Origin of the sequence: Pseudomonas sp. FYR_7 (assembly GCF_043106155.1) — a bacterium.
GTDB lineage: Bacteria > Pseudomonadota > Gammaproteobacteria > Pseudomonadales > Pseudomonadaceae > Aquipseudomonas > Aquipseudomonas parafulva_B.
Genome location: NZ_JBICMI010000047.1, coordinates 84935 through 96146, shown reverse-complemented (window position 1 = coordinate 96146; position 11212 = coordinate 84935). Strand labels below are relative to the sequence as shown.

The window sequence follows — 11212 nt, the reverse complement described above, 5'->3', positions numbered from 1 at the left end:
CCTTGATTTTCGAGAGACAACCATGGGCTATCTGATCATCGTCGCGCTTATCCAGGCGTTCTCTTTCAGCTTGATAGGCGAGTATCTGGCCGGTCACGTCGACAGTTATTTTGCCGTGCTTGCCCGCGTGGTGCTGGCGGGCTTGGTCTTTCTGCCGTTGACCCGATGGCGGCAAGTAGAACCGCGCTTTGTGCGCTCGATGCTGCTGATAGGCGCCTTGCAGTACGGCATCACCTACGTGTGCCTTTACTTGAGCTTTCGCGTGCTCAGCGTACCCGAGGTGTTGCTGTTCACCATTCTTACACCGCTGCACGTGACTCTGATCGAAGACGCCATGAATCGGCGGTTCAACCCATGGGCGCTGGTGGCAGCGCTGGTGGCTGTGGCCGGAGCTGCGGTGATTCGCTTCGACAGCATCAGTGGCGAATTTTTCATGGGCTTCCTGTTGCTGCAGTTGGCCAACTTCACGTATGCCGCGGGCCAAGTGTTGTATCGGCATCTAGTTGCCCGGTTCCCCAGCGACCTGCCGCACTATGCACGGTTTGGCTATTTCTACCTGGGGGCGCTGTTGGTGGTCCTACCGGCGTTCGTGTTGTTCGGCAACAGCGCACACCTGCCCAGCACCCCGGTGCAATGGGGCGTCTTGGTGTTTCTGGGGCTGTGCCCCACGGCGCTGGGCCTGTACTGGTGGAACAAGGGGGCTTGCCTGGTATCGGGTGGCACACTTGCCGTCATGAACAACCTGCACGTGCCGGTGGGGCTGCTGCTCAACCTGCTGATCTGGAATCAGCATGAACCGCTTGGACGGCTTCTGGCAGGCGGTGCCATTATTCTGGGATCTGTATGGCTAAGCCGTTTCAGTGGACGGGCACAAGCTCCGATGCCCGGCAAAGCCTGACATGCATACCGTTTTCGTGATTGTTGCACCGATCTTCGCCTTGATCATCGTCGGCTACCTGTGCCGCCGCACCAACAAATTGGGCGACAAGGCGGCGGCCGAAATCAACAAGATGGTGGTCTGGTTGTGCCTGCCGGCCTTGCTGTTCAAGGTCACCGCCACGGCCACCTGGGCCGAAATCTGGCACCCTGGGTTCATCGCCGCATTTGGCGCCGGGGCGCTGGGGATGTTTGCGATTACCCTGCTGTGGCGGCTGCGTGGCGGCCATGGATTAGTGGCGTCGAGCATCGATGGGCTGAGTGCCGGCTACGCCAATACCGGCTACATCGGCATTCCCTTGTGCCTGCTGCTGTTCGGTCAGCCTGGCTTGCAGCCAGCGCTGATTTCGTCGTTGATCGTGGTCTGCCTGGTATTTGCTCTGTCGCTGATGTTGATCGAGATCGGCTTGCAGGATGAGCCCGAGGTCGGCCGCGCCGTGGGCCTGGTGCTCAGGGCACTGGCCAAGAACCCGCTAGTCGTCGCGCCGCTGGCAGGTGCAGCGTGGGCCATGACCGGGCTGGGGCTGGCCGAACCGGTGATGCACTTGCTCGACATGCTCGCATTGGCCACCACGCCCTGTGCATTGGTGTCGCTCGGAGCATTTCTGGCAGAGAAACAGCCGCGCGCACAGGCCAGCCCCTGGCCGCTGGTAGTGTTGAAATTGGTCGGCCAGCCGGCGCTGACGTGGGTGCTGGCCTACAAGGTGTTTCACCTGCCCGAGATGTGGGCCGCCTCGGCCGTGCTGCTGGCCGCGCTGCCCACCGGTACTGGGCCGTTCATGCTGGCGGAGTACTACAACCGGGATGCGGGGTTGATATCCAGGACCATTCTCTGGTCAACGGTAGTCTCGCTGCTCACCTTGACGGCGCTGCTGTACATATTGGGGTATGCGCAGTGAATGAGCGATTCAAACGTTTACAGATTCGGGTCGCGTTCAGCAAGACGCTGGCCGGGCCCAGAACGCTGAGGTGAGGCGCTGGTCCAGAACGCCTCACCGACATCGCTACTGGACCGTCGGGCAGGCCGCTAGCGCGCCAGCAGCCAGATCATGACCACCACGATTACCACGCCAGCCACGATCATCCAGCGGGACCGGCTGTGTTCCCGTGGCTGCGTCTGGGCGTGTGGCCGGGTGTGCGTCTGCGCCTTGTCAGGTTCAGCGAATCGCGCCTGCTGGGCAGGGGCTTGCGGCGCTGCCAGCGGTGCCTCTTCCCCGCGCAACAGTCGCATCAGTCGCGGCCATCCTGCCTGCTCGGCCAATTGCAACGGCGTTTGCCCCAACGGGTTGAGCGCCGAGGTGTCGGCCCCGTGCTCAAGCAGAGCACTCACCACCGGGTAGTTGCCCGCCAACGTCTCGCGGTGCAGCAGCAACCAACCGCCCTCATCGGGATCGGTGACCATGGCAGGGTGTTGCACCAGTGCATCGTGCACCTGCGCCACCATGTTCACGGCCATGGGATGGTCAGCCTCTTCCAGCTGCTTGAGCGCTTGTGCGTCGGCCGGCGTATCCAGAGCCCGCGAGAGCAACACCTGGGATTGCCCTTTGGGCGCCGGTACGAGCGCCACGAAGCCGGGCTCAGCAAATTGCAGGCCCCAGGCCGCATCGTGTTCAGCACGTTCGGCTGCGGGCATCTCGCTGCGCATCGCATCGATGGTGAAGCCTCCATAGACCTCGCCGGCAGACACGTACATCCAGTCGGTGAGCGCCGAAAACGGCAGCGTCACCCGCTGCGATGCATCGAAGCCCGTGGCCCATTCCGGTTCGTTGAGCAGCACGCCGCTGATCGAGACGCCGTCGAACGCCACCTCGCTGAGCCACATGTTCTCCACGGTTGGCAGTTCCGGATCATCACCGTGGACCGGAAAAGCCATCTTCACGGCGGCCATGTCCAGGCCCTTGATAATCCGGCGTGCCTCCCAGGAAAGCTCGCGCCAGAAAAACTTGAACGTGGCCTGCGCATTGGCGATGGCGGTTTGAAGGGCAGGGCTGTTGTCGTCGGCCGGGTAGATGATTTGCTCGGTCATAGGGTACATCCGTGTGAGTGCGTGTTGATGACGTAGGGTATTAAGGTCATCAGACCGAAGAGCACGGGGCTGGTTCGCGCGTCATGCACGCGTGCTCGACGACAGCATCAGCCCTCTGGGTAAACGCCTTTCAGCGCACGTGGGCCCGCACTTTTTCACGGAAGCTGCTTTCATAAGCCTCTTGCTGTCTGACCCTTTCGGCGAGAGTGGGCAGCAAAGTGCGAGCGATGACGATAATGCCGTCGCGGTCCCCGATGATGGCATCTCCAGGGTGGCAGACCACATTACCGCAGGCGACCGGAATGCCCACCTGGCCAGGGCCCCACTTTGAAGGGCCGGCCGGGTTTACCGCCCGGGCGTAGACCGGCAACCCCATGCTGTCGAGTTCTTCGACATCACGTACCGCGCCGTCGATGACCACCGCGGCAACCTGCTTGGCCAGACAGATCTCCCCCAGCAAGTCACCGAACACCGAGCGGTTCACTTCACCGTTGCCATTGATGACCAATACATCTCCGGGACGTGCTTCGTCCAAGGCCCGGTGGATCGCGAGGTTGTCCCCCTCGCGTGTGTTCAGCGGCAAGATGGTGCCGAAAAACACAGGCCTGCCCGCGGTGTGGCGAATCGCTGAAGCCATCATGCCCATGCGCTGGAGCACATCGCCGATGAGTGCCACAGGATAGTGTGAAATTTCCTCTATCAATGTCAGATCAGCCCTTTCCCAACTTGCATTCACACTGATCGACTCATCGGACACATTGATGAACATTGGCTATCTCCAGTTGTAAATAGGCTCAGCTGAACGACTTCGGCACAGGTTGGTTGACCGGGTGCGCAGGCGCTTTGCCTTCGAAGACGGCGGCAATCGCCTCCAAGGCGCTCATGCCGACGCGCAACAGCGATTCCTCCGTCTGGCCGGCCACGTGGGGGGTGACGATCAGGTTTGGTGTGTTGGCAATGTCTGGCGTGACGTGGTCGAACGGTTTGATCATGTCGATGTTCTCCGCAGCGAGGACATCGGTGCCGGCACCTGCAAGCTTGCCGTTGTTAAGGGCATCGATCAGTGCCTGCTCGTCCACCACGCCGCCACGGCTGGTGTTGATCAGTACCGCGCCATCTTTCATCTTCGCGAATTCAGATGCTCCAATCAGGTTGCGCGTGGTTTCCAGCAGGGGTACATGTAGGCTTACCACATCAGCCGTGGACAGCAGGGTATCGAAGTCGACCCAGCGACTGTCCGAGCTTAGGTCGATGCGCGGATCGGTAAAGATCACGTTCATTCCGAAGGCTTCAGCTACGGGTGCAACGCTTGAACCTATGTTGCCAAACCCCACCAGGCCCAGTGTGCGACCCTCGAGCTCGACGCCGGTAAGTGCAAGGCGGTCTTCAGCCCAGACCCGGTTGCGGGTTTGCTCGCAAGCCAGCGGTAGCTTGCGGCACAAGCACAGGAGTAATGCGAAGACATGTTCGATCACGCTGCGCTGGTTTGCCCCTGGGGTGTTCGTGACCCAGACACCATGGTCGGCGGCTGCTTCGTAGTCGACGTTGTCGTAGCCGGCGCCATGGCGCGCAACGATCCGCAGCTTCGGCGAACCCGCGATCATGTCCGCGCTGATGTGCCCACCCCGCAAAAACACGGCATCGACCTGAAGACGAATTTCTTCGTAATCGATGGCATTGGGGCCGTAGCCCAGGCGTACCTCTCCGATGGCCGAAAGGCGGGAGAGGATGGTTTCGTGAATGGGACTGGTGACGTAGATAAGCGGCATGCTGGAGTACTCAGGCGAATTGATGTTTTTTGGCGTCGGCGTTGCCGTGATTGCGGACGGTCCACAACACGACCAGGCCGAGAAGACCAGCGCCGCTCAGGATGAAGGCGGGGGCTGTAGAGTTGCCGGTGGCACCGATCAGCCACGTGGCCATGAAAGGCCCGATGCCGCCGCCGATGACGGCGCCCACGCTGTGACCAAAGGCGACGCCGGTGTGGCGTACGTGTGTAGGGAAGAACTCAGGCATGACCGAATACGTGCCCGCCAGGCAGAGGGCATATGGGATCATCCCTAGGGCCAAACCGGCCATGGCGAGGGTGATCTGGCCTTGTTGCATCAGCAGGAACGATGGCACAGAGAGCAGCGCGTAGCCGAGATAGGCCAAGCGCAGCACGGCTTTACTGCCGATGATCGAGCCCAGGTGGCCTGCCAGCGGGATCATCAGTGCTGCAAAGCTGACCGCCACAAGAACGATGGTGGACGCTTGACCCTTGGAGTAGCCAAGGATCGAGCTGAAGTAGGCGGCGATGAAAACGGTGCCGATATAGGTGCCAATGTTCTGCACCAGGGAGATCATCATGACTTTGGTGAGCGGGCGCATATAGTCACGCACCAGCTCAGCGAAAGGAGCACTGTGGACGTTGTGCTCGTCGGCTTTTTTCGACTCGAACTCCGGGCTGTCCTCGATACCAAGGCGCATCCACAGGCCTATGATTCCCAGCGGCATGGCCAGCAGGAACGGAATGCGCCAACCCCACTCAGCCATCTGCGGGTCGGTCAGCCATGCAGCCGCAAGGCCCGCGATGGCTGCGGCCAGGCCTTTGCCGAACTGGGCAATCGATGGCAGGAAGGAGATGTAGAGTGAGCGACGATGAGTGGGAGCCCACTCGCGGATATAGCTGGCCGCGCCGCCGATTTCTCCACCGGCCGAAAACCCCTGCAGCATACTAAGTACGACGAGAAGGATGGGCGCCCAGACGCCGATCTGTGCGTAGCCAGGCAGCAGGCCGATAAGCGTCGCGGCCGCACCCATCAAGGTAATGCTGGCAATCAGACTCGTTCGACGTCCGACCTTGTCGCCAAGCCAGCCGAACGCCACTGCACCGAGTGGGCGCACGAGAAATGCCGAGCCGAAGACCAGGAAGGTATTGAGCAGGCCGGTGGTCGGGTCGTCCGATGGGAAGAAGACCAAGGCCAAGGTCGCGGCAAGGTAGCCGTAGATGCTGAAGTCGTAGTACTCGACGAATGTGCCGAATACGGCTGCGGCAGTGGCCTTCTTGGCTTTCGTCTTGCGTTCGATGCCAGGCTCGGGCATGGCAACAGGCTCTGTCAGCGTATTGTTGTTATTCATGACGTTACTCCAGTGGAGGATCACTAGTATTTCAAAAAATGGGACAGTGTCCTGTTTTGTTTTTTCAAGAATCCGTGCACTCAGCCTGGTTGTCAACGGGCAGCGATTGCTCTGCAGCTCGAAACCGGCACAAAATGGGGCCTTTCCGATGCCCAGCAAGCCGAACAAATGTCTAACGCGCCTTTTGAACATGCGGCTTCCAGAGCCCCCGCAGCCACGTCCAGTCACGGTCGAGTGATCGAGGTGCTCGATGCGCTGGTCAGACGAGTGGATGGCGAAGCTTGGGGCGTCAGGGAGCTGGCCAGCGCCCTGAAGGAAAGCCGAAGCACCATCAACCGCATCCTGGTGGCCTTGGTTGAGCGGGGCTTTGCGGTTGAGGAAGGGGTGGGAAAGTACCGAGTCGGCCCACGTTTAAAGGTCCTGATGCACGCCTTGAATCACCGCAGTGCACTACTGGATAGGGCGCGGGTCGTGCTCGATGGCTTGGCCGACAGTGCCAGGCGGGCAGCCTTGCTGTCGGTGTATGCCCCACACCTGAACGGCTATTACGTCCTGCACTGCGGCGAGGCGCCGGCAACCCTGTTCTTCAAACCTAGGAACGGCAGCCTTTTTCCTTTGGCGTTCGGCGATATCGGTCGAGCCTTGGGTGAACACCTTTGCAAGCACCCAGGGCAGGGTGATGACTCGGCACGCCCCGCGTCCAAGCACCCGCTGCAAGGCATCGCCGAATCCGAGTTTCCTCCGGCTGCTGCGGTGGTCGTCAGGCAACTGGCACAGGGGCTTGTGATTGCGCTGTCGCTTCACGACCTTGGCGGTGTCGATGATAAGGCGTGGCGTTCTCCAACCACGACGCTTGAAGTGGCTGCCGAGCGCTTGTCACTGGCGTTCACGGAGGCGGACAGCAGTGAACCCGAAGTGCTCACCGACGGCGATACCTCTACCGTTGCCCGACTCGAGAGGCTGTTGCAGTTAGTCTGCGCTGAGCCCAACGGCTACCGATATTCGTCAGGGATGGCCGCGCAACTGCACTGCAATTGGGCAACTGCAAGGAAGATTATCGAATCCGCCTCCTCGCAGTACTTGATTCATACCGATGAAAAAGTGATTTATCCCGGCGCGCGTCTATACCAATGGGCCGCGTTGCTGGGCAGTGAAAAGTGTTCCCCGGTACAGCTCTGCAAGGCCATTGTTGATGCCCTTGTAAAAGAAACGGGAGAGACGATTGCATGCCTCTCGTACGATGGCATCACCTCAAAAGCCCAATTCATGGAGGTGATTCAAGGCTGGCGGCCTATCCAGTACAAACTCGAAACGGGGGTGGATGTTCCGCTTTATGCAGGGGGCGCCGGTAAAGCTGTGCTCGCCTATTTGCCTGCAACGGTCGCTGATGAGTTGAAGTTGGAGAGGATTACCGATGCGACGATTACTTCACACGCCACGTTACGGGCCGACCTGCACTCAATCAGGGCGCGGGGGTGGTCAATGGGTGACGGCGAAAGGGTTCTCGGCGCGTTCGGTATTGGGGTTCCATTCTTCATTGATGGGCAGGTTGCGGGCTCGATCTCTGCCACGATTCCTCAGTATCGAAAAGAGGAATGCGACGTACCGGCCCTGGTAGAGAAAATGAAGGTGGCCTCCAGGCGCATAGGCCAGCTGCTTTCGTTGGTGAAGTAAGCCGAGTCGCCAGGCCCTGTACAGGTATTACGTTTGAAGTGTTCATGCGCGGACTTGGCATGCCGCACCAAGCGGTACGCAGGGATGCGCACCGACTGGTATCAGCCTGATGACCATGGCCAAGCTCAATGGCGTTGCGCAGCAGCTGCGGTCTTATCAAGCCTCGCTCATTTCCTCAACCCGCCGCGACATCGGCGCCTGTACGGGCGCAACATGCCCGGCCAGGCCAACGCGCATATCGTTGCCACTGGGCTGCTGATACAAGCTCAACCCAAACTCCGGCAACACCGCCAGCAGGTAATCGAAAATATCCCCCTGAATGCGCTCGTACTCGGCCCACACCGTGGTGGTGGTGAAGCAGTAGATCTCCAGCGGCACGCCTTCTGCCGTGGTCTGCATCTGGCGGACCATGCAGGTCATGTTCGCGTGTACGTCCGGGTGGTTTCTCAGGTAGGCCAGTGCGAAGGCGCGGAAGGTGCCGATGTTGGTCAGCTTGCGCCGGTTGGCCGAGAGTTCCGCCACCGGCCCCAAGGCTTCGTTCCAGCTTTGCAGCTCCTGACGTTTGCCGGCCAGGTAGTCACCCAGCAGGCGTACCTGACTCAGGCTCTGCTCCTCTTCACGGGTCAGGAAACGGACCCCGGCCGCGTCGATGAACAGGCTGCGCTTGATGCGCCGGCCGCCTGATTGCTGCATGCCACGGTAGTTGCGGAACGATTCGCTCATCAGGCGCCAGGTGGGGATGGAGACGATGGTCTTGTCGAAGTTCTGCACCTTGACCGTGTGCAGGGTAATGTCCACCACATCGCCATCGGCGCCGACCTGGGGCATTTCGATCCAGTCGCCGACGTGCAGCATGTCGTTGCTGGTCAGCTGCACGCTGGCCACGAATGACAAGAGCGTGTCCTTGTACACCAACAGCAGCACGGCTGACATCGCGCCCAGGCCTGACAGCAGTAGCAACGGTGAACGGTCGATAAGGGTGGCGACGATAACGATGGCCGCAAAGATCCACAGCATCATCTTGGCCAGTTGCACATAGCCCTTGATGGAGCGTGTGCGGGCGTGCTCGGTGCGGGCATAGATGTCGAGCAGGGCATCGAGCAGGCACGACAGGGCCATGGTCATGAACAGCAGCGTGAAAGCCAACGCCAGGTTGCCCAGAAAGTGCTGGGCGGTGTCGGACAACTCTGGCACCAGCTTGAGCCCGAACTGCAGGACCAGCGACGGTGTGGTCTGCGCCAGGCGGTGGAAAACCTTGTTGTGCCGCAGGTCGTCGAGCCATTTCAGGGCAGGCTGGCGTGCCAGCAGGCGAGCGCCGTGCAGCACCAGAAAGCGCGCCAGGCGTCCTAGAATCAGCGATATCACCAGCAGTACGGCCAGGCCGATGGCGGCGTGCAGCATGGGGTGTTGGTCGAGGGTACCCCACAGGTCGAGGGAGTCGCGCCAGAAGCGTTGGATGTCCATGGGCTTGCTTACAGTCTTGTTGCCAAACGAGGCGTTATTAGAACGCGGATGGGCAGCCCCATGCCAAAAGAAATTCGGCTAAATCGCTAGAAAACGTTACCCTATGCAGCTGATTTCCGTACTTGCCTGAGGTTACCTCCGTGTTCTCCCAATTCGCCTTGCACGAACGCCTGCTCAAAGCCGTGGCCGAGCTTAACTTCGTCGAGCCTACCCCGGTGCAGGCCGCCGCCATTCCCCTGGCGCTGCAAGGGCGGGACCTGCGTGTCACCGCGCAGACCGGCAGTGGCAAGACGGCGGCGTTCGTTCTGCCGCTGCTCAATCGTCTGGTCGATCTGCGCGAGCGCCGTGTGGAGATTCGCGCGCTGATCCTGCTGCCCACCCGTGAGCTGGCACAGCAGACCCTCAAGCAGGTGCAGCTGTTCTCGCAGTTCACTTACATCAAGTCGGGCCTTGTAACCGGCGGCGAAGACTTCAAGGAACAGGCCGCCATGCTGCGCAAGGTGCCGGACGTGCTGATCGGCACGCCGGGCCGTTTGCTCGAGCAGCTCAACGCCGGCAACCTCGACCTGTCCCACGTCCAGGTGCTGATTCTGGACGAAGCCGACCGCATGCTCGACATGGGCTTTGCCGAGGACATGGAACGCCTGTGCAAAGAATGCGAAAACCGCGAGCAGACCCTGCTGTTCTCGGCCACTACCGGCGGCGCGGCGTTGCGCGACATGATCGGCAAGGTCCTGAAAGACCCTGAGCACCTGATGCTCAACAGCGTATCGCAGCTGGCCGAGGGCACCCGCCAGCAGATCATCACGGCCGACCATGACCAGCACAAAGAGCAGATCGTGCAATGGCTGCTGGCCAACGAAACCTTCGACAAGGCGATCATCTTCTCCAATACCCGCGCCATGGCTGACCGTATCTATGGCCACCTGGTCGCCAAGGACGTCAAGGCATTCGTGCTGCACGGCGAGAAGGACCAGAAAGACCGCAAGCTGGCCATCGAGCGCTTCAAGCAGGGCAGCTCCAAGGTGCTGGTCGCCACCGACGTGGCCGCGCGCGGCCTGGACATCGACGGCCTGGACTTGGTCATCAACTTCGACATGCCACGCAGCGGCGATGAATACGTGCACCGTGTGGGTCGTACCGGGCGCGCCGGGGGCGAAGGCCTGGCGATCTCGCTGATCACCCATAACGACTGGAACCTGATGTCCAGCATCGAGCGCTACCTCAAGCAGCAGTTCGAGCGCCGGGTCATCAAGGAAGTCAAAGGCACCTATAGCGGGCCCAAGAAAGTCAAGGCGTCTGGCAAAGCTGCCAGCACCAAAAAAAAGAAGACGGACAAGAAAGGTGGCGACAAGAAGGCCAGCGCCAAGCGCAAGCCTACGGCCAAGCCAAGGGCCAACGCACCGTTGACCAGCTCCGATGGGCTCGCGCCGTTGAAGAAGCGCAAGCCGTCGGCCGAGTAAGGCCGGGTGCCTGTGCCAGGGCAGCGCTCAGCGCCGCCCTGGCAGCTACCGTCCTGGCGTCATCCTGCCTTTTTTTCGGCCGCTTTCAATTCCTTGATACGCGTGTCGATCAACTGACACTTGTCCGGCAAGTCCTTGCTGGCGGTGCCCAATTGCATGCCTTGCAGTTCCTCATTCATTTCCTTGGCCTTCGTCGGATTCTGTTCGGTCAGTTGAGCCACCAGCCCAGCCAGTTCCTCGCGTTTTTGCGTCGCTTCTTCGGGCGTGCATGCCCAGGCGGGCAACGCGCTGAACAGTGTGACCAGGCATGTGATACGCAGCAGTGGTTTCATCCTTTGCTCCTCCGGCGTGGTTGATGGACGGTTGAGGCGCGGCGAGCCGATTGGTTCACGATCAGGGATAAGTGGCCAGGGTTCGGTGTGGCTTATTGCAGCTAAAGCACGTGACCTCCAGGCCATTTGCGCGGAACGTGCGCAGATTTGAAAGGTCCCACACCTGTGTACATCCTCGACGCACACCAGGAGGTAAT

10 protein-coding genes are annotated in these 11212 nt (G+C 60.6%); 4 read left to right on the top strand and 6 right to left on the bottom strand.

Translation table 11 applies throughout. The features are described 5' to 3' along the window. Positions 1–22: 22 nt before the first annotated feature. Complete coding sequence (locus tag ACF8R3_RS11220; protein ID WP_058637583.1) at positions 23–898, top strand: carboxylate/amino acid/amine transporter; 876 nt, start codon at positions 23–25, stop codon at positions 896–898. A 1-nt stretch (position 899) separates the two neighbouring features. Next, positions 900–1835, top strand: a complete 936-nt coding sequence (locus tag ACF8R3_RS11215; RefSeq protein ID WP_196121850.1) for an AEC family transporter — start codon at positions 900–902, stop codon at positions 1833–1835. Between the two features lie 128 nt (positions 1836–1963). On the opposite strand, the gene ACF8R3_RS11210 is transcribed toward ACF8R3_RS11215, so the two are convergent. The 4 genes from ACF8R3_RS11210 to ACF8R3_RS11195 form a co-directional block, all read right to left on the bottom strand. After that, positions 1964–2962, bottom strand: coding sequence for a DUF2314 domain-containing protein (locus ACF8R3_RS11210; RefSeq protein ID WP_392515608.1), 999 nt, complete (start codon positions 2960–2962; stop codon positions 1964–1966). A gap of 130 nt (positions 2963–3092) precedes the next feature. After that, positions 3093–3731, bottom strand: a complete 639-nt coding sequence (locus ACF8R3_RS11205; protein ID WP_058637585.1) for an RraA family protein — start codon at positions 3729–3731, stop codon at positions 3093–3095. Between the two features lie 25 nt (positions 3732–3756). Continuing rightward, the gene (locus tag ACF8R3_RS11200; protein WP_392515607.1) at positions 3757–4731 is read right to left on the bottom strand and encodes a hydroxyacid dehydrogenase; all 975 of its coding nucleotides are present in this window, start codon (positions 4729–4731) and stop codon (positions 3757–3759) included. Positions 4732–4741: 10 nt separating this feature from the next. Continuing rightward, entirely contained in the window at positions 4742–6250 is a 1509-nt protein-coding gene (locus ACF8R3_RS11195) for an MFS transporter (RefSeq protein WP_392515606.1), read from the bottom strand. Positions 6251–6316: 66 nt separating this feature from the next. On the opposite strand from ACF8R3_RS11195, the gene ACF8R3_RS11190 reads away from it, so the two are divergent. After that, positions 6317–7756 (top strand): IclR family transcriptional regulator C-terminal domain-containing protein, encoded by a 1440-nt coding sequence (locus ACF8R3_RS11190; protein WP_392515605.1) that lies wholly within the window; start codon positions 6317–6319, stop codon positions 7754–7756. 156 nt (positions 7757–7912) lie between these two features. On the opposite strand, the gene ACF8R3_RS11185 is transcribed toward ACF8R3_RS11190, so the two are convergent. Continuing rightward, on the bottom strand, positions 7913–9220 hold the full coding sequence (locus ACF8R3_RS11185) for a mechanosensitive ion channel family protein (RefSeq protein ID WP_392515604.1): 1308 nt from the start codon (positions 9218–9220) through the stop codon (positions 7913–7915). 140 nt (positions 9221–9360) lie between these two features. Here ACF8R3_RS11185 and ACF8R3_RS11180 point away from each other — a divergent pair, with 140 nt between their 5' ends. Further along, the gene (locus ACF8R3_RS11180; RefSeq protein ID WP_058605602.1) at positions 9361–10683 is read left to right on the top strand and encodes a DEAD/DEAH box helicase; all 1323 of its coding nucleotides are present in this window, start codon (positions 9361–9363) and stop codon (positions 10681–10683) included. A 59-nt stretch (positions 10684–10742) separates the two neighbouring features. Here ACF8R3_RS11180 and ACF8R3_RS11175 read toward each other — a convergent pair whose 3' ends face one another. Further along, positions 10743–11015 carry a hypothetical protein gene (locus tag ACF8R3_RS11175; protein ID WP_058637590.1) on the bottom strand — a complete coding sequence of 91 codons (273 nt, stop codon included), beginning with the start codon at positions 11013–11015 and terminating at the stop codon, positions 10743–10745. Between the last annotated feature and the right edge of the window lie 197 nt (positions 11016–11212).

What these genes read in the sequence shown, in the direction of transcription:
- ACF8R3_RS11185 (WP_392515604.1), bottom strand. Translation starts at nt 9,220, where the DNA reads ATGGACATCCAACGCTTCTGGCGCGACTCCCTCGACCTGTGGGGTACC.
- ACF8R3_RS11210 (WP_392515608.1), bottom strand. Translation starts at nt 2,962, where the DNA reads ATGACCGAGCAAATCATCTACCCGGCCGACGACAACAGCCCTGCCCTT.
- ACF8R3_RS11215 (WP_196121850.1), top strand. Translation starts at nt 900, where the DNA reads ATGCATACCGTTTTCGTGATTGTTGCACCGATCTTCGCCTTGATCATC.
- ACF8R3_RS11205 (WP_058637585.1), bottom strand. Translation starts at nt 3,731, where the DNA reads ATGTTCATCAATGTGTCCGATGAGTCGATCAGTGTGAATGCAAGTTGG.
- ACF8R3_RS11220 (WP_058637583.1), top strand. Translation starts at nt 23, where the DNA reads ATGGGCTATCTGATCATCGTCGCGCTTATCCAGGCGTTCTCTTTCAGC.
- ACF8R3_RS11200 (WP_392515607.1), bottom strand. Translation starts at nt 4,731, where the DNA reads ATGCCGCTTATCTACGTCACCAGTCCCATTCACGAAACCATCCTCTCC.
- ACF8R3_RS11175 (WP_058637590.1), bottom strand. Translation starts at nt 11,015, where the DNA reads ATGAAACCACTGCTGCGTATCACATGCCTGGTCACACTGTTCAGCGCG.